Source organism: Phyllobacterium sp. (genome assembly GCF_037994425.1).
Lineage (GTDB): Bacteria > Pseudomonadota > Alphaproteobacteria > Rhizobiales > Rhizobiaceae > Phyllobacterium.
In genome coordinates, this window is the sequence record NZ_JBBNAM010000164.1 from 1 (window position 1) to 24,321 (window position 24,321).

Annotated in this window: 23 protein-coding genes; 13 read left to right on the top strand and 10 right to left on the bottom strand. The window is 57.9% G+C overall.

What is annotated here, in order from left to right:
- The coding region (locus AAAB35_RS12215) for a peroxiredoxin (protein WP_340668551.1) at nucleotides 1–372 on the top strand (372 nt) is incomplete at its 5' end.
- 120 nt (nucleotides 373–492) lie between these two features.
- On the top strand, nucleotides 493–1,761 hold the full coding sequence (locus AAAB35_RS12220; RefSeq protein ID WP_340668552.1) for a M23 family metallopeptidase: 1,269 nt from the start codon (nucleotides 493–495) through the stop codon (nucleotides 1,759–1,761).
- A gap of 27 nt (nucleotides 1,762–1,788) precedes the next feature.
- On the opposite strand, the gene prfB is transcribed toward AAAB35_RS12220, so the two are convergent.
- From prfB to AAAB35_RS12235, 3 genes are all read right to left on the bottom strand, one after another.
- Nucleotides 1,789–2,917 (bottom strand): peptide chain release factor 2 gene (gene prfB / locus AAAB35_RS12225; protein ID WP_340668553.1). Its coding sequence is split into 2 segments (ribosomal slippage): nucleotides 1,789–2,847 and nucleotides 2,849–2,917, totalling 1,128 coding nucleotides; the frame shifts between segments, so codons are not numbered across the junction.
- A 104-nt stretch (nucleotides 2,918–3,021) separates the two neighbouring features.
- Nucleotides 3,022–5,481: a penicillin-binding protein 1A gene (locus AAAB35_RS12230; RefSeq protein ID WP_340668554.1), complete on the bottom strand. Its 2,460-nt coding sequence runs from the start codon at nucleotides 5,479–5,481 to the stop codon at nucleotides 3,022–3,024.
- Nucleotides 5,482–5,752: 271 nt separating this feature from the next.
- Complete coding sequence (locus AAAB35_RS12235) at nucleotides 5,753–6,958, bottom strand: N-acetylmuramoyl-L-alanine amidase (RefSeq protein ID WP_340668555.1); 1,206 nt, start codon at nucleotides 6,956–6,958, stop codon at nucleotides 5,753–5,755.
- Nucleotides 6,959–7,663: 705 nt separating this feature from the next.
- Here AAAB35_RS12235 and AAAB35_RS12240 point away from each other — a divergent pair.
- From AAAB35_RS12240 to AAAB35_RS12275, 8 genes are all read left to right on the top strand, one after another.
- Entirely contained in the window at nucleotides 7,664–10,585 is a 2,922-nt protein-coding gene (locus AAAB35_RS12240; protein ID WP_340668556.1) for an Rne/Rng family ribonuclease, read from the top strand.
- A 221-nt stretch (nucleotides 10,586–10,806) separates the two neighbouring features.
- On the top strand, nucleotides 10,807–12,159 hold the full coding sequence (locus AAAB35_RS12245; RefSeq protein ID WP_340668557.1) for a M48 family metalloprotease: 1,353 nt from the start codon (nucleotides 10,807–10,809) through the stop codon (nucleotides 12,157–12,159).
- A 53-nt stretch (nucleotides 12,160–12,212) separates the two neighbouring features.
- On the top strand, nucleotides 12,213–13,007 hold the full coding sequence (locus AAAB35_RS12250) for a DsbA family protein (RefSeq protein ID WP_340668558.1): 795 nt from the start codon (nucleotides 12,213–12,215) through the stop codon (nucleotides 13,005–13,007).
- Nucleotides 13,008–13,130: 123 nt separating this feature from the next.
- Nucleotides 13,131–13,574 carry a type II 3-dehydroquinate dehydratase gene (gene aroQ, locus AAAB35_RS12255; RefSeq protein ID WP_340668559.1) on the top strand — a complete coding sequence of 148 codons (444 nt, stop codon included), beginning with the start codon at nucleotides 13,131–13,133 and terminating at the stop codon, nucleotides 13,572–13,574.
- A 37-nt stretch (nucleotides 13,575–13,611) separates the two neighbouring features.
- Nucleotides 13,612–14,085 (top strand): acetyl-CoA carboxylase biotin carboxyl carrier protein, encoded by a 474-nt coding sequence (gene accB, locus AAAB35_RS12260; protein WP_340668560.1) that lies wholly within the window; start codon nucleotides 13,612–13,614, stop codon nucleotides 14,083–14,085.
- A 31-nt stretch (nucleotides 14,086–14,116) separates the two neighbouring features.
- Entirely contained in the window at nucleotides 14,117–15,475 is a 1,359-nt protein-coding gene (accC, locus tag AAAB35_RS12265; protein ID WP_340668561.1) for an acetyl-CoA carboxylase biotin carboxylase subunit, read from the top strand.
- Nucleotides 15,476–15,552: 77 nt separating this feature from the next.
- Nucleotides 15,553–16,086 carry a leucyl/phenylalanyl-tRNA--protein transferase gene (gene aat, locus AAAB35_RS12270; protein ID WP_340668577.1) on the top strand — a complete coding sequence of 178 codons (534 nt, stop codon included), beginning with the start codon at nucleotides 15,553–15,555 and terminating at the stop codon, nucleotides 16,084–16,086.
- A gap of 143 nt (nucleotides 16,087–16,229) precedes the next feature.
- Nucleotides 16,230–16,643 carry a VOC family protein gene (locus AAAB35_RS12275; protein ID WP_340668562.1) on the top strand — a complete coding sequence of 138 codons (414 nt, stop codon included), beginning with the start codon at nucleotides 16,230–16,232 and terminating at the stop codon, nucleotides 16,641–16,643.
- A 79-nt stretch (nucleotides 16,644–16,722) separates the two neighbouring features.
- On the opposite strand, the gene AAAB35_RS12280 is transcribed toward AAAB35_RS12275, so the two are convergent.
- The 5 genes from AAAB35_RS12280 to gatB all read right to left on the bottom strand — a co-directional run bounded on the left by AAAB35_RS12280 (nucleotide 16,723) and on the right by gatB (nucleotide 20,239).
- Complete coding sequence (locus tag AAAB35_RS12280) at nucleotides 16,723–17,172, bottom strand: DUF2155 domain-containing protein (RefSeq protein ID WP_340668578.1); 450 nt, start codon at nucleotides 17,170–17,172, stop codon at nucleotides 16,723–16,725.
- Nucleotides 17,173–17,252: 80 nt separating this feature from the next.
- Complete coding sequence (locus tag AAAB35_RS12285) at nucleotides 17,253–17,657, bottom strand: NADH:ubiquinone oxidoreductase subunit NDUFA12 (RefSeq protein WP_340668563.1); 405 nt, start codon at nucleotides 17,655–17,657, stop codon at nucleotides 17,253–17,255.
- A gap of 84 nt (nucleotides 17,658–17,741) precedes the next feature.
- Nucleotides 17,742–18,230 (bottom strand): GNAT family N-acetyltransferase, encoded by a 489-nt coding sequence (locus AAAB35_RS12290; RefSeq protein ID WP_340668564.1) that lies wholly within the window; start codon nucleotides 18,228–18,230, stop codon nucleotides 17,742–17,744.
- Nucleotides 18,227–18,736, bottom strand: a complete 510-nt coding sequence (locus tag AAAB35_RS12295; protein ID WP_340668565.1) for a GNAT family N-acetyltransferase — start codon at nucleotides 18,734–18,736, stop codon at nucleotides 18,227–18,229. The genes AAAB35_RS12290 and AAAB35_RS12295 overlap by 4 nt, the downstream gene beginning before the upstream one ends.
- Nucleotides 18,737–20,239, bottom strand: coding sequence for an Asp-tRNA(Asn)/Glu-tRNA(Gln) amidotransferase subunit GatB (gene gatB, locus AAAB35_RS12300; RefSeq protein WP_340668566.1), 1,503 nt, complete (start codon nucleotides 20,237–20,239; stop codon nucleotides 18,737–18,739).
- 228 nt (nucleotides 20,240–20,467) lie between these two features.
- Between gatB and AAAB35_RS12305 the strand changes: the two genes are divergently transcribed.
- The 3 genes from AAAB35_RS12305 to AAAB35_RS12315 all read left to right on the top strand — a co-directional run bounded on the left by AAAB35_RS12305 (nucleotide 20,468) and on the right by AAAB35_RS12315 (nucleotide 23,173).
- On the top strand, nucleotides 20,468–22,207 hold the full coding sequence (locus AAAB35_RS12305; protein WP_340668567.1) for an adenylate/guanylate cyclase domain-containing protein: 1,740 nt from the start codon (nucleotides 20,468–20,470) through the stop codon (nucleotides 22,205–22,207).
- Between the two features lie 97 nt (nucleotides 22,208–22,304).
- Nucleotides 22,305–22,688, top strand: coding sequence for a DUF6152 family protein (locus AAAB35_RS12310; RefSeq protein ID WP_340668568.1), 384 nt, complete (start codon nucleotides 22,305–22,307; stop codon nucleotides 22,686–22,688).
- A 53-nt stretch (nucleotides 22,689–22,741) separates the two neighbouring features.
- Nucleotides 22,742–23,173 carry a DUF6644 family protein gene (locus AAAB35_RS12315; RefSeq protein ID WP_340668580.1) on the top strand — a complete coding sequence of 144 codons (432 nt, stop codon included), beginning with the start codon at nucleotides 22,742–22,744 and terminating at the stop codon, nucleotides 23,171–23,173.
- A gap of 10 nt (nucleotides 23,174–23,183) precedes the next feature.
- On the opposite strand, the gene AAAB35_RS12320 is transcribed toward AAAB35_RS12315, so the two are convergent.
- Both AAAB35_RS12320 and AAAB35_RS12325 read right to left on the bottom strand, forming a co-directional pair.
- Nucleotides 23,184–23,624, bottom strand: a complete 441-nt coding sequence (locus AAAB35_RS12320) for an SET domain-containing protein (RefSeq protein WP_340668569.1) — start codon at nucleotides 23,622–23,624, stop codon at nucleotides 23,184–23,186.
- Complete coding sequence (locus AAAB35_RS12325) at nucleotides 23,621–24,250, bottom strand: TetR/AcrR family transcriptional regulator (RefSeq protein WP_340668581.1); 630 nt, start codon at nucleotides 24,248–24,250, stop codon at nucleotides 23,621–23,623. Before AAAB35_RS12325 ends, AAAB35_RS12320 begins: the two co-directional genes overlap by 4 nt.
- Between the last annotated feature and the right edge of the window lie 71 nt (nucleotides 24,251–24,321).

Below are 24,321 nucleotides of genomic sequence, written 5' to 3' on the forward strand. Positions count from 1 at the left end.
CTCTATTTCTACCCGAAGGATGACACCAGCGGCTGCACCCAGGAAGCGATCGAATTCTCGGCGCTGAGATCGCAGTTCGAAGCGATCGGCGCGATAGTCATCGGCATGTCCCCCGATCCGGTCAAGAAACACGACAAGTTCAAGACCAAGCACGATCTGAAGGTCGATCTCGTCGCCGATGAAGACAAGACGATCATCGAAACCTATGGGCTTTGGGTGGAAAAGAGCATGTACGGCCGCAAATACATGGGCGTTGAACGAACGACCTTCCTCATCGATGCAAATGGAAGAATTGCCAAAGTCTGGAACAAGGTCAAGGTACCCGGTCACGCTGCCGAGGTACTCGAAGCGGCAAAGGCTCCGCGAACCTGATCCGAACGCTTTTCCGTTGAAATTTCAATGAAAAATGCATGTCTCCGTTAGGATTTGTTAACCCTAACGGAGTGTAATGATTTTCAAGAATTCAGCTGCAGATCGACGGACAAAGCCGCAATGAAGAAGGTCAAGAGTTCCAGCATCTTCGGCACCATCAAGGAACCTCATACGATCATCATCGCGCGGGGCGATGCAATCCGCCATTTCAGCGTTAAGCCCTGGGCCGCGCTGCTGGGCGGAACTCTAGCGCTCGGCTTTGCTGGAACCTACATTTTAGCTACGTCCTATCTTGTTTTTCGCGACGATCTGATCACTGGAAGCGTTGCCAGGCAGGCGCGGATCCAACAAGCTTATGAGGATCGGATCGCTGCGCTTCGCACCCAACTCGACCGCGTGACAAGCCGCCAACTTCTCGACCGGAAGCTGATGGAGGGAAAGGTTGCCGAACTTGTTCAGCGGCAAAAACGGCTGAGCGAGCAGCACCAAAAGCTTGCGCCAATGCTTGAGCGCGCCAGCAGCACCTTGCCGGCCGAAGCGGCGACAGACCTCGCCATGGACAATGATAGCGACAATGTCGTCAGGTCGGACGATTCAGATACATTCTATGGCATCGACCCAATCATTACTGGGCCAACGACGACGCAAAAGCCTGTACCGCTTGACGACAAAACGAAAGCCACGGTTAAGAAGGCGGCACTCCTCGATTCCGTCGATCATTCTTTGGCCGCGATTGAAACGCGGCAAACCCATCGGATGCAGGCCCTCTCCAATTCGGCCTATGAGACTGCAGACAAGATCCTTGATGCTCTTGCCCCGACGGGAATTAAACGGACGGCCACCGACGAAAAAGCAGGTGCCGGCGGGCCGCTGATTCTCGCCAGCCTCAATCCAGTGTCCCCGTTCGACACGAAACTCGCCGACCTCAATGATGCGCTGCAACGCCTTGAAGGCGCAAAAGCGCTCGCAAAGGCGGTCCCCATTGCCAACCCGGCGCCTGGAATGCCGGTCTCAAGCACGTTCGGCATGCGCAAAGATCCGCTCATCGGCATGATGGCCTTTCATTCCGGCATGGATTTCCGCGCGACGTCGGGCGCTTCCGTTCTCGCCACGGCGAATGGTACCGTGACGGCGGCTGAATACACCGGCGGTTACGGCAATATGGTTGAAATCGATCATGGCAATGGCCTTGCGACACGATACGGCCATATGAGCCAGATTCTTGTCAAAGCCGGCCAACATGTGAAACTCGGCGACGTGCTCGGCAAGGTCGGCAGTACCGGGCGCTCGACCGGCCCGCATCTGCATTACGAAGTTCGCAGAAACGGCAACCCCGTCGACCCGGTCAGCTTCCTGGCGATCGGCCGCAAGGTCAAAGCAGAACTCTAGATCGCGGCACGATGGCCCTATCCGAGATCAGGCAATATCCTCGACCACCATGTCCGAGCCATGAACCCGGTGGGCCAACGCGGCTTCCATGAACTCATCGACATCACCGTCCAGCACGTCCTGCGGGCTTGTGCTTTCAACGCCGGTGCGCAGGTCCTTCACCAGCTGGTATGGCTGGAGCACGTACGAACGGATCTGATGCCCCCAACCGATATCGGTTTTTGAAGCGGAGATCGCGTTCGCGGCCTCTTCGCGCTTTTCAAGTTCGGCCTCGTAGAGGCGCGCCCTCAGCATCGACCAGGCCGTTGCCCGGTTCTTGTGCTGCGAACGCTCCGCCTGACATTGCACAACGATGCCGGTCGGGATGTGGGTGATACGCACGGCCGAGTCCGTCGTGTTGACGTGCTGACCGCCCGCGCCCGAAGCACGATAGGTATCGATGCGGACTTCGGATTCGTTGACGTCGATGTCGATATTATCGTCGACGACCGGGTAGACCCAGATGCTGGAAAACGATGTATGCCGGCGGGCATTTGAGTCATAGGGCGAAATGCGCACCAGCCGGTGCACACCGGACTCGGTCTTCATGAAGCCATAGGCGTTGTGACCCTTGACGAGGATCGTCGCGGATTTGATGCCCGCTTCTTCGCCGTAGTGCACCTCGAGAAGTTCGACCTTCATGCCCTTGCGCTCGGCCCAGCGCGTATACATGCGCAGGAGCATGTTGGCCCAGTCCTGGCTCTCGGTGCCGCCAGCGCCCGAGTGGACTTCGAGATAGGTGTCATTGGCATCCGCTTCGCCGGAAAGCAACGTATCGATCTGGCGGCGATCCACCTCCTGCTTGATACTGCGGATGGCGGCTTCGGCCTCTTCGACGATAGACGCGTCGCCCTCCTCGTCGCCCATGGCGATGAGTTCGACATTGTCTTCCAGCGACTGGCTGAGGGTGCGGATCGAGTTGATTCCGTCTTCCAGCTGTTGGCGCTCGCGCATGAGCTTCTGTGCTTCCTGCGCGTCATTCCACAGCGACGGATCTTCAGCAAGCTGGTTCAGATAGCCCAGGCGTTTGATGGAAACATCCCAGTCAAAGATGCCTCCTCAGCAGGCTTATGGCCTGCTTGATCTCGTCGACCAGCGTCTCGATTTCGGCGCGCATTGGCTATCCGTTCCTTCTCTATGCTCAAATTTCGGCGGACCATATTTGCTGGTCCGCACGATGTAAAGTCTTCAGGTCTGCCTGAAATAGTGAGGATGAGGCGGTCAGAAAAGGCCGCCGCCGCCACCCTGTATGGCCCGGTTCACGTTCGGCGATTGCACCTCGACCGGCGAACCTTCCGAGAAGGTATCCATGCCGATGACCGAGTAAGTGTCCGCAGGGCCTGTGCCTGGCTTGAATGCTTCCATGATGACATTCGGGCCATCCGGCGCAGCGCGCATACCGGTCTTGCGGTCGATCGGAATCACCGTCATGCCCTCTGGAACGCGGAAATCGACGGAACGCTGACCCTGCAACGCCGCCTCGGCAAATTCCTTGAATACCGGCGCAGCAAGGCCACTACCGGTAAAACCATGTCCCATCGGCGACGGCGAATCGTAGCCAAGATAGACGCCGAATACGAGGTCGGGCGTGAAGCCGATGAACCAGGCATCCTTCTCGTCATTGGTCGTGCCGGTCTTGCCGGCGATCGGACGATTGAGGCTCTTGAGGATCGTCGCGGTACCGCGCTGAACCACGCCTTCCATCATCGACGTGATCTGATAGGCGGTCATAGGGTCGAGCACCTGATCGCGGTCGTCGATAAGTTCCGGCTCCGTCTGGTCCTTCCAGTCCGTCGCCATGCAGTTCTCGCACTTGCGCTCGTCATGCTTGAATACCGTCTTGCCGTAGCGGTCCTGAATTCGGTCGATCATGGAAGGCGTGATCTTGCGTCCGCCATTGGCGATGATCGAATAACCCGTCACCATGCGCAGGACCGTTGTTTCACCCGACCCAAGTGCCATGGCGAGAACCGGCAGCATCTTGTCGTAGATGCCGAAACGTTCGGCATATTCCGCGACGAGCTTCATGCCCATGTCCTGCGCAAGCCGAACGGTCATCAGGTTGCGCGACTGTTCGATGCCGTAGCGCAGCGTCGATGGACCGGCGAACTTTCCGCCATAGTTCTTTGGAGCCCAAATTCCGAGGCTTCCGCCCTGGTCGATCGAGATTGGGCCGTCGAGGACAACCGAGGCAGGCGTATAGCCATTGTCGAGCGCGGCGGAATAGACGAATGGCTTGAACGAGGAGCCCGGCTGGCGCATGGCCTGCGTCGCGCGGTTAAATTCGGATTCGGCGAAGGAGAAGCCGCCCACCATGGCGAGTACGCGTCCGGTATGCGGGTCCATCGCAACCGCGCCGCCGGCAATCTTCGGCACCTGGCGCAACTGGAACGTGTCGTCGCTTCCGTCTTTCTTTTCCACAAAAACCACGTCGCCGACGTTGAACACACCCTCCAGCGACTTTGCCGACGTGCGCTTGCCATCGGTAAGCAGCCTCAATGCCCATTTGGCGTCAGCCGCGTCGATGGTACCCTTCTTGCGTTCGCCAACGATCTTGCCGGAAGAATCACGCTCGGGCTGCAATCCGATGACGGCCTGTTCCGGCGTCACTTCAAGAATGACGGCGAGCCGCCACTCCGGCACATCCGAGAAAGCCTTGACCTCCGAGAGAGGAATACCCCAATCACCATTGGTCGAAATCGTCTTGTAGGCGCCGCGATAGCCGCGCGCCTCGTCGTACTTGAAGAGGCCATGCTGAAGGGCAGTGCGCGCCATGACCTGCATCTTGGGATCGAGCGTAGTGCGTACCGATAGGCCTCCCTCGTAAAGGGCATTCTCGCCATATTTGGCGATAATCTGACGGCGAACCTCTTCGCTGAAATACTCCGAGGCAAAGAGATAATTGCCGGTATGGCGCGGCGTCACGCCGAGCGGCTCGGCCTTCGCCTCTTTTGCTTCCTCCATCGTCACGTAGCCGTTCTCGGCCATGCGGTCGATAACCCAGTTGCGCCGCTCCACCGCACGTTCCGGCTGGCGGAACGGGTGATAGTTGGAAGGCCCCTTCGGAAGGGCTGCAAGATAAGCGGCTTCAGCCACCGTCAACTCGTTTACCGACTTGTTGAAATAGGTCAGGGCCGCACCAGCGATGCCGTAGGAATTGAGGCCGAAGAAAATCTCGTTAAGGTAGAGTTCGAGGATGCGATCCTTCGAATAGGCTTGCTCGATGCGGAATGAAAGGATCGCTTCCTTTACCTTGCGCCCGATCGTCTGGTCATTGCTCAGAAGGAAGTTCTTCGCAACCTGCTGCGTAATCGTCGAAGCACCCACTGGACGGCGCGTGCCATAGTTCTGGATATTGGTGATCACGGCACGGAACAGACCGCCGATATCGACGCCGGGATGCTGATAGAAGTTCTTGTCTTCGGCTGAAATGAATGCGGCCTTTACCCGGTCGGGCACTGCCTGGATCGGCAGATAGAGCCGCCGTTCGCGCGCAAATTCCGCCATAAGTTGGCCGTCCGACGCATGAACGCGGGTCATGACCGGCGGTTCATACTTTGCCAGAACTTCATAGTCGGGTAGGTCCTTGGAGATACTGACGACGTAGACCGCCGCACCTGCAGCGGCAATCAGCGCCATGACTGTGCCGATTCCGAAGAAATATCCGATCAAGCGTATCATAAGTATCCGGAACCCGTTTCACCAATTGGCACGTAAAATCAAAGCGCGCTTTCGATCCATGCAGATTGCGATGCAGGAATGGCCGCTATGAAGGCCAGACCAAGTTCGGCATGCGCTTGGTGCAACGCCGAAAGCTCGTCGATGCCATTGATCGACAAATGTGACAAAGGCAAGGAAAACCCGTTCGCCTTAACAATTTAAATACCAAATGTGGAGTTTCGGCAACGCATGGGCGTATGAATTTTCAGTACAACCTTAACGTGTAGAACTTTTAGTTGAGCGCACCCGCTGTCTTCATCCCGGCAAACTCGCCGACTGCCGTGGCGAGGCGTTCGGCGACGTGCGTCCGCCACGCCGGGTCAAGCATGAGTTTTTCGTCTTCCTGATTGGAGAGATATCCGATTTCAACCAGCACGGACGGCACATCCGGCGCACGCAGCACTTGGAAGCCGGCGAAGCGGTGCGGGTTATTGATCATGTTCACATCCTTCTTGAGAGATTTCACCACTGTCTTGGCGAAGTTCAGCGAGAAGTTGTGGGTCTCCCGCCGCGTCAGGTCCATCAGGATGTCGGCAATTTCCGGCGCCTCATTGTCGAAGGCAATGCCGGCCACGGCGTCTGCCCGGTTTTCACGGTCGGCCATGGCGCGCGAATCCGCATCGGAGGCCCTGTCGGAAACGGTGTAGACCGTCGCGCCGCGAATACTTCCGCGGTTGATTGTGTCGGCGTGGATCGAGATGAACAGGTCCGCCTCGTACTGGCGGGCAATACGCACGCGTTCCGACAGGCGCAGGAACGTGTCGTCATTGCGGGTCATCTCGACGCGGATGCCGGGGAGTTTCTGTAGTTCGTCTCTCAACTGCTGCGCGAACAGCAGTGTCACATTCTTCTCAAGGCTTCCGCCGGAACTCTCCGCACCACTGTCAATGCCACCATGGCCCGCATCGACAACGACCGTGAAAGGCTTCGGCGCCTTGCTCAGGTCTTCTGGAGCCGCATTGGCCACCCGATCACCTTTAGGTGCGGAGGTGGTAGAAGCTGTGGTCTGGTTCTGCGTCTTCAGTGCTTCCGTGAATGCACGATCGGAAGACGCGACAAGATCGGCGACCATCCGGTAGCCAGGACTGGTATCGTTCTTGATAACATCGATCCGCTCGACCGCGAAAGGACCCTTCAGCGTAAAGATCAGTCGCGAGCGCGTATCGTCGATCATTCCATAACGGACATCGGTAATGAGACCGCGCGGCTCAGTCGACTTTTTGTCGAAGGCAAAAACCGTCTTCGGAAGATCAATTGCCAGGCGGTGCGGATCGCCGAGCAACATGGTCGATACATCGGGCTCCTGGTCGAAATTGATGACAACGCGTGTGCGAAGCTCGTCGCCGGCGGCCTGATAAGTCAGAGCCGCCAGATCACCCGCCGCATGCGTGAAAGTGCCCCCTTGCAAGAAAACAACAAGGCCAAGGAATGCAGCCATGATTATCCGACGGAACACGTTCACACCTTTGAAATTGAACGGGCAGGCAATTCCCGCAAACACATTTCTGTCGACCAAGCACGCACTGGAAGTCTGCTCAGGACCCATTATCTATGACTATTAAGTAAGGAGCCATGGTTAATAATCTCTTATTCAAGGTTATTTGGTCATACCTGTTGATGACACGATTATGAAGAAGCCCTTGTCATTAAGCGACACACCTCCTAAAAGCAAAGACGAGTTACTTTCCGCCCTCCGGAATCAGGCTCTTCGATGTCACCGCAAATGCTGGGGAGACAGACGGGGCATAGACATGGCGCGGCGATGGCGAAACTTCGCTGTAGGTAACCGATAAAGGGATTTGGCGCGCGCGGACAGGGATTGTCGGCAGCGCTTTGTGAACGGCAGATCGCGCAGACAAGGCGCATCGAGCCAGCCCCTCGCGGGGTGTTAACAGTGGCGGCACAGCTGAAAAGCGTGCCATTCGTGAGGTCGTTTCGTCAGGAACAACAATGTTTGGTACAGATGTGACCATAACCGGCTTACAAGCCGCGGCTGCCCCAAGGCAGGTCCGCGCGATGCCGCGTCTGTCTGTTTCTGCGAACTTTAATATATCCGGCAGACGTCAAGGCGCGGTTCCAGATACCTTACGGGTATCCGGGCTGTCTCGCGTTGAGAGCGTTGCAGCCGGGGAGAAGAACTATAATGTCGGACAAGATGCTTATCGACGCCTCCCACCAGGAGGAAACACGGGTTGTCGTGGTTCGCGGCAACCGGATTGAAGAATTTGACTTTGAGTCGGAACACAAGAAACAGATCAAAGGCAATATCTATCTGGCGCGCGTAACGCGCGTAGAACCATCCCTTCAAGCTGCTTTCGTCGAGTATGGCGGCAATCGGCACGGCTTCCTCGCATTCAGCGAAATCCATCCTGATTACTATCAGATTCCGGTCGCGGACCGCCAGGCGCTGATTGAAGCGGAAGCGGAAGCGGCGAGCCAGGACGAAGATCACGAGGAACACGCGAGCGAGCAGCGCAGCCGCGACCGCAACGATCGCAGTTCACGCAATCGCCGGCGCGGCCGTCGCGGTCCGCGGTCTGGCGAGGAAACATCGAAGCTTGAGGCCTCTGCCGACGACAACGTAGAAGACACCGCCGCCAGCGAGGGTTCGTCCGACGACGAAGCCGTCGTCGAAGTCACCGCTGAGGATACGGGCGAAATCCTATCCGAGGAAACCGGTGGCCAGACGCGTGCGGCTTCGATCGAAGCTGATGTGATTTCTGAAGCTGTCGTCATTGAAAGTGACGTGGAAGAAATAAACGGCTCGGACGACGAGGCACCGCGCTCGAAGAAATCCGGTCATCGTTCCGGCGACGACAAGGAAGATGCGCACGACGAGCTCGATGAAGTCGAGTCGGTTGGTGCCGAAGATGCGATGGAAGAAGTGCCGACGCATCAACGCTTCCAGCGCCGCCAGTACAACATCCAGGACGTCGTCAAGCGCCGGCAGATCCTGCTGGTCCAGGTCGTCAAGGAAGAACGCGGCAACAAGGGCGCCGCGCTCACCACCTATTTGTCGCTCGCCGGCCGCTATTCCGTCTTGATGCCCAACACCGCTCGCGGTGGCGGCATTTCGCGCAAGATCACCAGCGTACAGGACCGCAAGCGCCTCAAGGATATCGTCAAGGACCTCGAAGTTCCGAAGGGAATGGGCGTAATCCTGCGCACCGCCGGCGCGAACCGTACCAAGCCGGAAGTCAAGCGCGACTACGAATATCTCATGCGTTTGTGGGAGAACGTCCGCAGCCTCACCCTCGCCTCCACGGCACCGACTCTGGTTTATGAGGAAGGCAGCCTTATCAAGCGTTCGATCCGTGACCTTTACAACAAGGATATCACCGAGATTCTGGTCGCGGGTGAGAATGGCTATCGCGAGGCCAAGGACTTTATGCGCATGCTCATGCCGAGCCATGCCAAGGTCGTTCAGCCTTATCGCGAGTTGACGCCCATCTTTGCGCGCAACGGAATCGAGGCGCAGCTCGACCGTATGCTGCAGCCGCAGGTTACGTTGAAATCCGGCGGTTATATCATCATCAACCAGACCGAAGCGCTGGTCGCGATCGACGTCAATTCGGGCCGTTCCACCCGCGAACACTCGATCGAAGATACTGCTTTGCAGACGAATCTCGAGGCGGCCGAGGAAGTAGCGCGGCAGTTGCGCCTGCGCGACCTCGCCGGGCTCATCGTCATCGACTTCATCGACATGGAAGAGAATCGCAACAACCGCGCAGTTGAGAAGCGGTTGAAGGATTGTCTCAAGGATGACCGTGCGCGTATCCAGGTCGGCCGGATTTCGCATTTCGGACTTCTGGAAATGTCGCGCCAGCGCATCCGCGCCAGCGTCCTAGAAAGCACCACACAGGTATGCGCAATGTGTGGAGGCACGGGCCACGTGCGCTCGGCATCGTCCATCGCCCTGCATGTCATGCGCTCGATCGAGGAATATCTTCTGCGCCATTCGCAGAACAACATCATCGTTCGCACGACCGTACCGACAGCCCTCTACGTGCTCAATCACAAGCGCCAGAACCTCGGCGATCTCGAGACTCGCTTCGGCCTGACGATCAGCATCGAGGCCGATGACAGCGTCGGAGCGCAGCATTTTGCCATTGACAAGGGTTCGATCGCCCTCGGTCCGATCGTTCCGTTGGCAGAGACGCCGACACTTGGTATCGCCGATGATTTCGACGAGACTGACATCGCAGTCGACGAAAGCGATGAAAACGATGACGTTCAAACCTCGGAAAGCGCGCGGGGCGACAGCGACGAAGGATCGCGCAAGCGCCGACGCAAGCGCCGGCGGCGTGGTGGACGTGATCGCCAGGAAGCTTCTGCCGGCGAGCCAGGTCAGACGGTTCGAAGCGATGATGACGCGGACGATGCCGATCAACCACCTGTTCCTGGCGAGGATGCTGCGGCAAAGAAGGCGCGTGAGGACGAAAACGAACGGCGCAAGAAGCGTCGGCGCGGTCGTCGCGGCGGCCGCAAAAACCGGCGCGACGGCGAGGATGGCGATGCCCGTCCCGTAGTGAAGGCAGTGCCCGACGCGGAGCCAGTATTCGTATCGATCCCGCTACCGGATTTTACCAAGGCAAAGACCGTCGAGACGATCGCTGACGAGGGCGAAGTGGCCTCAATACTCGCTCCGATCGCGGCCCCCCTTGCTGAACCTGTCGAAGATGCAGTCGCGGCCGTGGAGGAACAGCCGGTGAAGAAGCCGGCGAAGCGCAAGTCGCGGGCCAAGGCAGCTACCGAAACCGTGGAAGCTGCTGCTGAACCGGCAGGTGTCGTGACCGAAGCCCCGGCCAAGCCGAAGCGCGCGCCACGGAAATCGACGAAGAAAGCGAATGTGGAAGAGGCTGTCGCTCCCGAAGCAACGCCTGCACCACAACCTGCGCCGGTCGATGTCGAAACGCCCGCTGAGTTGGAACCGGAGCCCGCCGAGCCAAAGCAAGACAACCCTCCGAGCACGCCCGTGGTCACGTCTACAGTCAATGTAGAAAAGAAGACTGAGGGCGAAGCTCAGCCGAAGCGTGGCTGGTGGCAGAAGAAGGGTTTCTTCTGAGCCGTAACTGCAGGAAATGAAGACAAGAACAACCGGCATTCGTGCCGGTTTTTCTTTATGAACGCCGCAATTTTGCTTGTTGCGCCGCAGATTCGCCGAATTGAACCGATTTCACAAAGTGGGGAGGAATTTTATGGCTCCCTATCATTCGAACTTTGATTTCGATACCACTTGGAACCATGATGACAATTCGCCATTCATGCCAAACGATTGTTTCCCTGATGCGTACCACGCTGATGGCCCTGAGCGCGGGGGCCCTGGTTCTTGCCCAGGGAGTTATTGCGCATGCACAGTCACAGTCGCTGCCGATCGTCCGCGACGCAGAGATTGAAGCGCTCGTAACCGACTACGCAACGCCGATTATCAATGCAGCAGGGCTTGGCAAGCGCGCGATCAAGGTCGTCCTCGTCAACAATAGCAGTTTCAACGCCTTCGTTGACGGTCGCCGCATCTTCATCAACACCGGTGCCCTGCTCCAGGCGGAGACTCCAAACGAAATCATCGGTGTGATCGCCCACGAAACCGGGCATCTTGCCGGCGGACATCAATTCAAGTTGCGCGAACAATTGGCCAACGCCAAGACCATGGCGGTGGTGGCGGGCCTTCTCGGTGTCGGGGCCATCGTCGGCGGTGCTGCCGCAGGCGCGAGCGGATTGTCCAAGGCCGGTGCCGGCCTTGCAATGGGCGCTCCGGAAGTCGCGATGCGTAGCCTCCTCAACTATCAGCGTACGGAAGAAATGGCTGCGGATCGTTCCGCCATCACCTACCTTGCCGCGACTGGCCAATCCGCCAAGGGCATGCTCACGACGTTCGAGCGTTTCTCAAACGCCCTGGCGCTGACCGGCACGCGCATGGATCCCTACCGCATCAGCCATCCATTGCCGCGCGAACGTATCGCCAACCTTGAGACGCTGGCGCGGGCAAGCCCTTATTTCGACAAGCTGGACAGCCCCGCTCTACAACAACGGCACGACCTGATGCGCGGCAAGATCGCTGCCTATACCAGCGGTGGCGCCAGCGTCCAGCAAACGTTCCGCAAGGACCCGCAGAACATCGGCGCGCGCTACGGCGACGCCATCGCCACCTATCTGAATGGCTCCGCGCAGTCGGCCCTGTCGAAACTCGACCCGCTCATCAAGGAGCAGCCGAAAAACCCTTATTTCTACGAGATGCGGGGCGAAATCCTGCTCAAGCAGAACAAGGTACAGGACGCTGCCGCCGCGTTCCAGAAAGCCAGCACGCTTGATCCGCGCAAGTCGAGCCTGATCCGCATGAGCTACGGCCGCGCGCTTATGTTGACCGGAACCCCGACGAACCTCAAGATTGCCGTCGACGAACTCAAGACAAGTATTGGCCGCGACCGCGAATTCCCGGCGGGATACGCCTATCTTGCGCAGGCCTATGGCCAGATGGGCGACATGGCGCGTTCCGATCTCGCCAGCGCGGAGGAAAAATACTACTCGGGCAAGATCCAGGACGCTCAAATCTTCGCGACCCGTGCACAACGTGGCTTGAAAAGCGGCTCGCCCGAGTGGATACAGGCTCAGGACATTATCAGCGCCAAGCGCAAGTGAGACGCGACAATTCGATCCCTCACGGGACCTAGTTTGAAAAAGGATATTCCATAATGGCAAAAGTCGCTCTGATTGGCGCAACTGCTGGCCTCGTTGGCCTGGCTGCGCTCGCGCTCGGCTATCAAGCAGGCCGGACCACCGGTCTGGTCGCCTCCGCGCCAGACACGACCGCAGTTACGGCCTCGACCACGGACCGGGTCGAGATCGAGGGGATCGTGCGGAACTATCTCATCAATAATCCCGAGGTCATGCTCGAGGTGCAAACCGCCTTGAATACCAAGCAGGAAGCGGCACAAAAGGAAGCATCGACCCAGGTCATCGGCGAAAACAAGGACAAGATCTTCCAGTCATCCAATGACGCGGTCTTCGGCAATCCCAAGGGCGATGTGACCATCGTCGAATTCTTCGACTATAACTGCGGCTACTGCAAGAAAGCGCTCCCGGACATGGACGCACTGCTGCAGAGCGACCCGAACCTGCGCTTCGTCATGAAAGAATTCCCGATCCTCGGCGCCGATTCAACCCGTGCCCATATGGTCGCCAAGGCATTCAAGGCCGTCATGCCCGAGAAGTATCTTGAGTTCCACCGCGACCTGCTCGGTGGCGAAGGACGCGCGACCGAGGCCTCCGCCATGGCGATCGCCGTTAGGCTGGGCGCCAGCGAGGCGCAGATCCGCGAGAAGATGAACTCACCCGAGATCAGCCAGAGCTTCCGCGATACTTATGACCTTGCAAACAGCCTCAGCATTACCGGCACCCCCTCCTATGTTGTCGGAACCGAAGTTGTTCCCGGCGCCCTCGGTGCGGACGCATTGGCCGAACGGATCAGCCATATTCGCAACAAATAGGTCTGAATATTTACTTCTGGCTGCGAAAACCCGTTGTGGACAAGCAATAACGTAACTTTGCAGGCTTTTCGCTTGCCGATAAGCCGTCTATATGGGACCAGCATTTCGAACCGTCCGGTAATCATGAAGCAAACGATCTTTGTCCTCAACGGCCCAAACCTCAACATGCTTGGCAAGCGTGAGCCTGGTATCTATGGCGCCGTGACATTGGACGACATCGAAGCCATGTGCCGGGCCGAGGCCGACGCGCTCGGCTGCGAGATCGTTTTCCGCCAGTCCAATCATGAGGGTGATCTGGTCAGCTGGATACAGGAGGCAGGCGAGCAGAAGGCATTGGTGTTGATCAATCCCGCCGCCTATACGCATACGTCCATCGCGCTGCATGACGCCATCCGGGCGGCATCGGTAACGCTGGTGGAAGTTCACCTTTCCAACATCCACGCACGCGAGTCGTTCCGCCACCATTCTTACGTTTCCTCTTTGGCCAAAGGGGTGATATGTGGCTTCGGGGCCGACGGCTATCTGATGGGCTTGCGCGCACTCATCAAGCTGGCAGCGCCGCAATAGCAGGCAGTGCCAATCAGAATAAGGGGCTTGAAAAAGCATGGCTAACAGAACCACCGGGATCGACAAGGTCATGATCCGCGATCTCGCGGAAATCCTGAACGATACGGACCTCACCGATATCGAGATCGAGCAGGGCGACCTTCGTATCCGCGTTTCGCGCCAGATAACGGTGCAGGCGGCTGCCCCGCAACCGATCTATGCGCAGGCGCCTGCAACTGCCCCGGCGGCAGCGCCCGCGGCATCTGCACCGGCTGCAGTGCCGGCAAGCGATCCCTCGAAGAACGCCATTCCCTCGCCCATGGTCGGAACCGTCTATCTTGCTCCAGCTCCAGGCGCTCGCGACTTCATCCAGGTCGGCACCCAGGTAAAGGAAGGCCAGACGCTCCTCATCATCGAAGCGATGAAGACGATGAACCAGATCCCTTCGCCGCGCGCCGGCACGGTCACTGCCATCCTCGTCTCAGATGCCCAGCCCGTCGAATATGGCGAGTTGCTGGTGGTGATAGAGTAAGGTCGTACCCCGAGGGTGAATCGAGAGCGTGATGTTTCAGAAAATTCTCATAGCCAACCGCGGTGAAATTGCCCTGCGCGTCCTGCGTGCCTGCAAGGAACTCGGCATCCAGACGGTGGCTGTCCACTCGACCGCAGACGCGGATGCCATGCACGTTCGCCTTGCCGACGAAAGCGTTTGCATCGGCCCGCCGCCCTCGCGCGAAAGCTATCTGAACATTCATCAGATCGTCGCCGCCTGTGAAATCACCGGCGCAGACGCAATTCACCCGGGCTACGGCTTTCTTTCGGAAAACGCCAAGTTCGCCGAGATTCTCGAGGCTCACAACATCACCTTCATCGGTCCCACCGGCGCGCATATCCGCGTGATGGGCGACAAGATCGAAGCCAAGCGTACGGCCAAGCGCCTCGGTATTCCGGTTGTCCCGGGTTCCGACGGCGGCGTGACCGACGACAAGGAAGCTGCCCGCATCGCTGCGGAGATTGGCTATCCGGTCATCATCAAGGCATCTGCCGGAGGTGGCGGCCGCGGCATGAAGGTGGCATTGAACGAGGATGAGCTTTCGGTGGCGCTTTCCACTGCGCGTACTGAAGCGGGCGCCGCTTTCGGCGATGACGCAGTCTATATAGAAAAGTATCTGCAGAAGCCGCGCCACATCGAAGTCCAGATCATGGGGGATGGCAACGGCAAGGCGGTCCATCTTGGCGAACGCGATTGCTCCTTGCAGCGCCGGCATCAGAAGGTCTGGGAAGAGGCCAACTCGCCAGCCCTGAATTCCGACGAACGCGAGCGGATCGGCATGATCTGCGCCAACGCCATGGCCGATATGGGCTATCGGGGCGCCGGCACGATCGAATTCCTCTACGAGAACGGCGAGTTCTATTTCATCGAAATGAATACACGCCTCCAGGTCGAGCATCCAGTGACCGAAGCCATCACCGGCATCGACCTCGTGCACGAGCAGATTCGCGTTGCTTCAGGCGGCGGACTTTCGGTAACGCAGCAGGATATCCGGTTCTCCGGCCATGCAATCGAATGCCGCATCAATGCGGAAGATCCGCGCACCTTCACCCCATCGCCGGGCAAGATCACCCATTTCCATACGCCGGGCGGTCTCGGCATTCGCGTCGATTCAGGCGTCTATTCTGGCTATAAGATCCCGCCCTACTACGACAGCCTCATCGGCAAGCTCATCGTTCATGGCCGCAACCGCGTGGAATGCATGATGCGCCTGCGCAGGGCCCTTGATGAATTCGTCGTCGACGGTATCAAGACAACACTTCCCCTCTTCCAGGATCTGATTAACAATCCTGATATCGCCAATGGCGACTATGACATTCACTGGCTGGAGAAATATCTGGCCGGAGACACCGTAGAAGAAGAGGCATGACGGGCAAGAACCCGGTAGAAGCTTATAAAATCGACCCCGCGTTGCTATTGCGCGCCTACGCGACCGGGGTCTTTCCGATGGCCGAAGAGGCCGACAATCCGGAGATATTCTGGGTTCGCCCGGAAAAACGCGGCATCATTCCCTTCGAGAATTTCCACGTTTCACGCAGTCTGCGCAAGACGGTGCGCAAAAGCCGTTTCGACATCCGGTTTGACACTGATTTCACTGGTGTCATCGACGGATGCGCCAGCGGATCAGGCGAACGCTCGCGTACCTGGATCAACAGGCCCATTCGCGAGGCCTATGGCAAGCTCTTCGAGCTTGGCTATTGTCATACGGTCGAGGCCTGGCATGAAAACCAACTTGTCGGTGGGCTTTACGGCATTGCCCTTGGATCGGCATTCTTTGGCGAAAGCATGTTTTCGCGCGAACGCGATGCGTCGAAAGTCTGCCTCGTCCATCTCGTCGGCCATCTCATCGAAAAAGGCTTCACACTTCTCGATACCCAATTCACCACGAACCACCTTGAAACGTTCGGGGCAGTCGAAGTGCCGCGCCGCCAATACCAGAAGATGCTTGAGAACGCCTTGGCGCAGCCCGCGGAATTCTGACACGACATCCCTCCTCCACATAGTGGGCATAGAGGTGTTGGCCGGGCGAATGCCGCGCCAATATTTTTTTGATCGCAATGTCGATCTGGCGCGCACTCGTTCGTCATAGGGAAGGAACAACCCGACGAACAAGGAGAATTGTCGTGAAGATTAATGCATATCTGAACTTTGACGGAAAATGCGAAGAGGCCTTCAACTTCTACGCGGGCGTGCTCGGCGGCAAGATCGAAGCGATGATCCGCTTCGACGAAATGCCCGAGGGTGGCGACATGCCGAAGGAGTTGGCCAAGAACATCATGCATACGACGATGCATATCGGTGACAATGTCTTGATGGGGTCGGATGCACCGCCACCGTACTTCCAGAAGGCGCAGGGCATGACAGTCGCCATCAATGTCGATACGCCCGAGGAAGCGGAGCGCATTTACGGAGCGCTGTCGAAAGACGCGCAAAACACGATGATGCCGCTTGGCGAAACGTCCTGGGCACAGCGCTTTGCGATGTTCACCGACAAATACGGCACGCCGTGGATGGTCAACTGCCCGAAACCGATGTAACTCAAGCCGATCGACCGGCCGACAGACCGCCCAGCGGTGTCGGCCGGTCGAAATGACTTCTATTCAAGCAGGGACTGGATTAGCTCTTTGCTGGCGCCGGGACGTCGGACTTCTGCTTGCAGCTTTTTAGCCACACGTCATACACGGGATGCTCGACGGCATTGAGGCCCGGGCTATCGGCAAACATCCAGCCGGAAAAAATTCGCCTGATCTTGCGGTCGAGCGTGATCTCATCGACCTCGACAAAAGTATCTGTTTTCGGGGCTTCCGTATCCGGACGCGTATAGCAGACGCGCGGTGTCAGCTGCAGCGCCCCGAATTGCACGGTTTCGCCGATATAGACATCAAAAGTCGTGATGCGGCCGGTAATCTTGTCGAGACCGGAGAAGACAGCAATCGGATTGGTGATCTTTTCATCAGCACGCGCCCAAGCACCGGCCGTAGTGGCGATCGCGATGGCTGTGGCCAATACTGCGATCATCCGTGCAAACCTGGCGCGAAAAGGAAAAGACAGGGTCGAACGGATCATTTCACTTCCGGGGTTAGCGGTGTCGGGGATTTTGATTCCAGCCAGTCGATAATGATCAATTGTGGCAGAAGAAGATCGGATCAGGCACCAGGCGTCCAAGCGTCGTAGTCGCCGGTGACCGTCGGTCGATTGTCGCCATGGGCGATGGATCCCTTTGGTCGATAAGCAGCGGGAGAGCCTGTCAGGTTGGGCTGATGTATCTTTTCCCAGCCGTATGGCTTGTAATTTTCCTCGGACGGCGGAGTATCGACACGGTGGTGCATCCAGCCATGCCAGCCCGCAGGAATAGCCGACGCCTCGGCATAGCCGTTATAGACAACCCAGCGGCGCTTGCGTCCTTCGGAATCGAATGTAGTCAGGCCCTCGTAATAAATGTTGCCGAACTGATCTTCGCCGACTTTGGTCCCCTTACGCCATGTAAAGAAGCGGGTACCGAGCGTCTGCCCATTCCACCAGGTGAAAAATTGGGTAATGAAGGTCTTCATGGCAATCCTCGAACGACGTCGTTCAGCCAATAGTGCTTTGGCAACTCAATGGTTTATGGCCGTATCAATGGGCAATGGCAAGGGTCAAGTTGACGCGTGAGCAGGCGCCAGGCGCAATTTGAAACCGGTGTGGCTCTTCTCAAATCCAAGTCGCTCGTAAAAGCGGTGGGCGTCCGGGCGCTTCGCATTCGATGTGAGTTGCACAAGCGCGATGTTACGCTCACGCGCCACGTCCAGGCAGTGATTGATCAACCTCGCCCCGATGCCCCTACCGCGCATGTCGGCCCGGGTCTGCACTGCCTCGATCGCCATTCTCCTGGTGCCGCGGCCGGTCAAGGAGGTTATGAACGTGACCTGCGCCGTTGCAACGACCTCGCCGCCCAGGACGCCCACGAAAAGCAGGTCATTGGGGCTCGCCTCGATCGCTGCGAAGGCGCGTTCATAGTCGGGCAGCGCGGCCGGATCGGTCGTATCGCCGTGGCCGCCGATCGCGTCATCGGCAAACAGCGCGATCAATGCCGGCAGGTCGGCATGCGTCGCCTCCTGAAAGGTAAGGAACGTTTCAACGTTCATGGAGCGAGCTCGTATCCGGTTAGCGACTTCTCGAGGACTAGGACTGATATTCCCGAATTCGGCTCGCCCCAATTGTCGATCCGGTTGCTGGTCCGTTCGAATCCCCTGCTTTCATAAAAGCGGATTGCCCTTTGATTCGCCTCGATAACTTCGAGTTGCATGGAGAAGACGCCCGGAAAGGCGCTCTCCACTTCCGCAAGCAACAGCGAACCCACGCCCTGTTTCTGGTGTTCGGGATGAACATAGAGCTGATTGAGGATCGACAGTTTGTGATCCTTCTGGGAAGCATAGGCCATGCCGAGAATATCGGCCCCGTCATCGGCGATGATGAACTCCGAATATGGCTTGGCCAGCTGCTTTTTGAGTGCATCCAAGGAGTGGTACCGATTGGTGATCGCCTTCACCTTCTCGGCCCCGTACACATCGTCATACGTTGCGTGCCAGGTCGTAACGAGCATTTCTTGGACAGCGTCGAGATCGTCCTTCGTAGCGCTGCGAACCCACATCTATTCGACAATCCCCAATTTCGCCTTGACGAGATCGCTGACGGCCTGGGGATTGGCCTTGCCGCCGGTCGATTTCATCACCTGGCCGACAAACCAGCCGGCAAGCGTCGGCTTTGCCTTCGCCTGCTCCACCTTATCCGGATTGGCGGCGATGACGTCATCGACAGCCTTCTCGATCGCACCGGTGTCGGTCACTTGCTTCATGCCACGGCTCTCGACCAGTTTGCGCGGGTCGCCGCCTTCGTTCCATAGAATCTCGAACAGATCCTTGGCGATCTTGCCCGAAATCGTGCCTTCCTTGATGAGGTCGATGACAGCGCCGAGTTGCTCCGGTGAAACCGGTGATTCCTCAATGCCCTTTCCTGCCTTGTTCAGCGCGCCGAGGAGGTCGTTGATCACCCAGTTGGCGGAAAGCTTGCCGTCGCGTCCCTTGGCGACCGCCTCGTAAAAATCGGCAATTGATTTCTCGGTTACGAGAATCGACGCATCGTAGACCGACAGGCCCTGCTCGCTCACAAGCCGCAGCTTCTTGTCGTCGGGAAGTTCTGGCAGATCAGCCTTCAACTCGTCGACATAGGCCTGTTCGAACTCGAGTGGCAACAGATCCGGGTCGGGGAAATAGCGATAGTCGTGCGCCTCTTCCTTCGAGCGCATCGAACGCGTCTCGCCCTTGACGGGATCGAAAAGACGGGTTTCCTGGTCTATGGCGCCGCCATCCTCGATGATGCCGACCTGGCGGCGAGCCTCATATTCGATAGCCTGGCCGACGAAGCGGATCGAGTTGACGTTCTTGATCTCGCAGCGCGTGCCGAATTCACCGCCCGGGCGGCGCACCGATACGTTGACATCGGCGCGCATAGAACCTTCGTCCATGTTGCCGTCGCAAGTACCGAGGTAGCGCACGATCGTGCGAAGTTTTGTGAGATAAGCCTTCGCCTCATCCGATGATCGCATATCGGGCTTCGAGACGATTTCCATCAGCGCGACGCCCGACCGGTTGAGATCGACATAGGACATGGTCGGATTCTGGTCGTGCAGCGACTTGCCGGCGTCCTGTTCGAGATGCAGCCGCTCGATGCCGATTTCGATATCCTCGAATTCGCCCTTGCGGTCGGGTCCGACCGAAATGGTCATAACTCCCTCGCCAACAATCGGCTGCTTGTACTGCGAGATCTGGTAGCCCTGCGGCAGGTCCGGGTAGAAATAGTTCTTGCGGTCGAAAACCGACTTCAGATTGATCTGTGCCTTCAGACCGAGGCCCGTCCGAATTGCCTGACGCACGCACCATTCATTGATCACCGGCAACATGCCCGGCATCGCCGCATCGACCAGCGATACGTTGTCATTCGGTTCCGCGCCAAACTCGGTCGATGCGCCGGAGAAGAGTTTCGAGTTGGAGGTTACCTGGGCATGGACTTCCATGCCGACAACGATTTCCCAGTCGCCTGTGGCGCCGGAGATGAAACGCTTGGGGTCGGGCGTACGAGTATCAACTAGAGTCATGCTTGCCTGTCATTCCTGGCTCATTCGTGTGTTCTATTGGCTAGTGCAATCCGCTCGGTCAGGCAAGTCTTTCTCATTGGCGAACCGCCCGAAAGCGCTGGGGACCAGCACCTAATCCCTCTGATGCAATAGCAAGGCACGAATACACGCAGTATTACAGCGCTTGGCGGGTGGGCCGCACGGTGGTGAACTGTGCTTGTAAGTTCGAGATCAGGGGCGGCATATAAAATGGCAGACGAACATGTCAAACGACGACTCGCTGCGATCTTCGTCGCCGACGTCGTTGGCTATACGCGTCACATGGAACTTGATGAGGCCGGTACCCTGTCGCGGCTCAAGGACCGGCGCCGCGACGTCCTCGACCCGCTACTCCTACGCCATCAAGGACGTCTCGTTAAAATCCTCGGTGATGGAATACTGGCGGAATTCGCCAGTGCCGCAAGCGCGGTGCGCTGCGCCTTGGAATTGCAGCGGGATATGGCCACGGCAAATGAGGGGCAGCCTGAGACGCGCCAATATGTGCTGCGCATCGGGATCAGCCTTGGCGATGTCATCGTCGAAGGCAAGGATCTTTACGGCAACGGAGTCAACCTAGCCGCTCGGCTCGAAAGCCATGGCAAAGCTGGCGACATAACGATCTCATCGAATGTCTTCGATCAGGTAAGCCCCGAGATCGATGCGGAATTCGACGATCTCGGGCCGGTATCAATGAAGAATTTCGCCAAGTCGATCCATGCGTATCGCGTCCGTTCCGCTCGCCAGCGGCCAAGGGACGCCGACGAGTCAACGGCATTGGCGCTGCCAACACATCCCTCTGTTGCGGTGCTGCCATTCAATACGATGGGCGGCAAGGCTGAACATGGTCTCTTTGCCGACGGGCTCACCGAAGACCTCATTACCGAGCTTTCACGCACGCCCGGTCTTTTCGTCATCGCCCAGCATTCTGCCTTTGCCTATAAGGGGAAACCGGTGGACGTTCGCCGGATAGCCGACGAACTCGGCGTCCGTTATCTGCTCGAAGGCAGCGCCCGCCGCTCCGCCGGGCGAATTCGCGTCAATGTTCAGTTGGTGGACGCGCTGGGCGGCGGATATTTGTGGGCAGAACGATACGACCGCGAGGTTGAGGATATTTTCGCAGTCCAGGACGAGGTAACGGCACGGATCGTTGGGGCGCTTGTCGGGCGATTGATTGCGCCACCGGTGCGCAATCGTCCTAAAAGCATGGAAGCCTACGACCTTTGTGTCAGGGCGCGTTCGCTAAGCTGGAACTCGGCCGGATCGCCTGAGGCAACTTTCGAATCGATCGTGCTGTTGAAGCAGGCGGTTGCGCTCGACCCGACCTATGCCGAAGCCCATGGCTGGTTGGCCTTCAACCTCTGGTCTACATGGGCAAATACCATGGACTCGGGTGACAATAGAAAACTCTCACTCGAAATGGCGGAGAAAGCAGTGGCGCTCGATGCCAATGATGCTCAGAACCACTGGATACTCGGCTATCTCCTCGCCTATGAAGGGCGATGGCCGGAATCAGACGCGGCTTTCGATGCCGCGATCGCCATGGATCGCAACTCCGCCGACGCATTGATATTTCGTGCGGAACTCTTGGCCTATGCTGGACGAGCAAGCGGCGCGATGGACCTCATGGAGCGGGCGTTCCGGCTGAATCCGCACCCGTCCGTCTCCTATTATTGGGAACAGGGCATCGTATATTACATCGCCCGGCAATACGAAAAAGCGATCGAAACCTTGCGCGGCGGACCCGCATATCGCACCGGAGCCCGGCGTATTCTTGCGGCAAGCCTTGCGCAGGTGGGACATTTGGAGGAGGCGCGTCAGGAGGCAGCGCTCTTCATGGCCAACAATCCAAACTTTTCCATCGGTAAATGGGCGGCTTCGCAGCCTTTCCGTGACGCAGACACACGGCAATTGTTTATAGACGGGTATCGAATGGCAGGTTTGCCCGACTGAACACAGCTGGAGTTTTAAGTTCACGACACTGTTGTTGGCCTTCCCTCCTATCGATGCGATAGTTTCGTTCTCTAGGCATGTGAAAAGGGAGGCAGCCATGCAAGCTTTGCTGAGCCGAATTTTCAGTGGTGCCGCTGTTGCTGCGGTGATCGCCACGGGCGCACTCGCACACCACGGCTGGTCATGGGCGGAGGCCGACCAGATCGAACTTCGCGGCACTATTCGTGAAATCTATATTGGCCCGCCACATCCGACGCTTGATGTGGAAACCGCGAGCGACGGGCTCTGGCACATAGAGCTGGCCAATCCGACCCAGACCACGCGTGCGGGCTTCGTTGAGGGTTCGGCAATGAAGGGCGATGAGGTCGTTGCACTCGGCAATCGCTCCACCGACCCACAAGAAAAGCGCATGAAGGCAGTGCGGATCTCCGTCGGCGGCAAGACCTATGATCTTTATCCTGAGCGTATAAAGACGCAGTGAACAGCGGTTTCGTCGAACTCTTACAGGGCTTTTCCGAGTGGCCGGTTGCGGTGATGCTGCGGCGCTATCAGATCGCCTATCTGATCACCAATGCCATCCACATCATATCCGTCGGCCTGCTCATCGGCGCCATTGTCACGCTCGACCTTCGCATTCTCGGATTGTTCCGGCAGTATCCCTTGAGCATCATCGCCCCGCCCTTGATCCGCGTTGCAGCAGCAGGCGTCTGCCTCGCCATTCTGACCGGCGTGGTTCTGTTTTCAGTGAGGCCGGTGGCATACATCAACAATCCTGCCTTCCTCGCCAAACTTGGATTGATTGCGCTCGGCCTCGGAAATGCCTTGCTGCTGAACCGGAGTCGATCCTGGCAGCTTGTGCTCGATGAAAAGCAAGGTTCCCGCAGTCGGGCGCGTGTTTCCGCGCTGGTTTCGCTTACAGTCTGGCTATGCGCCGTCATTGCCGGCCGCTGGATCGGCTTTCTGTAGGGCGTAGTCTTTAGTCGCCTTGCATGAAAGTCGTGTCATCCCGTTGCAGATAGCCATCCGGCACTGGCTGGGCGGCGTAATCGAGTGTCAATTCCTCGCCCGCGGCAATGGCGCGGATTGCCCGGATCGTGCGGTAGTCCATGCCGATCTCAAGATTGGGGTTGAAGTTGTGATTGATGAAACCGTAGCTCGTGCGCAACGGACGAACCAGCAGCATTTCAGCCGGTAAGGCATTCCACTCCATTTCCGTCAGCAAGACAGGATAACGACTCGCCTCCACGACTTGGCCATCGAGGACGCACAGCAGCTCATCCTTTTCCCAGGCGCGCCGGGTGAATAGCCCCTGCCCCTGCAAGCCGCTTGTCGCCACGTAGGTATCTGATATCGTTTCAATCAGTGCCTCGCCATTCAAGAAGATCACGGCGCAGGTATCGATCGTCGCCTTGCTCATCCTTCCTCCATCTCGCGCAGCACCATCTGCTTGTAATGTTCGACCAGCGCATCGCCCTCGACGCGGTCAACGGAGATGGCTAGGCGCATTGTCGCTTCACCGAGCTGCATGATGAGAAAACTCGATCGTTCGAGCTCTATCCGGTCAGCAGTTGGGTCGACTCGCTCGCGGGCCTTCGCCAATACGGCGCCATTGATGCGACTGTCGGCAAGGTCTATGTCACGCAGCGCCTTGTCCGCCTGCGTTCCCGACCAGATGTCGCGCATCACCGGCTCGGCCAGGAACATCGCATAATAAATATCGATCAAATCGCCAAACGCCCGGCGCAAATCCGCCTTGTCGCGGACACCCTCCAGCCCCTCGGCAATGCATTGCTGGCCTGCCACGTTATATCGCTCGGCCAAAGTCCTTATGATCGCGGCTTTGTCGGGAAAATATTGGTAGAGCGAACCAATCGATATCGCGGCCATCTCGGCGACGTCGCTCATGCGCATCGGGTCGCTGCCGCTTTTCTCAATCAGCGTCGAGGCGCAGCCAAGGATCCGCTCCACGCGCTCGCGGCTGCGCTTTTGAGTCGGTTCGCGTCGCGCCACGGCGTCAGCCGGGATTGCCGCCGCATCATTCATGAGCATTCCTCACATTTTCCTTGACTCCTATAATATGAGGATTTATCACATTTGCAAATATGAGACTTCCT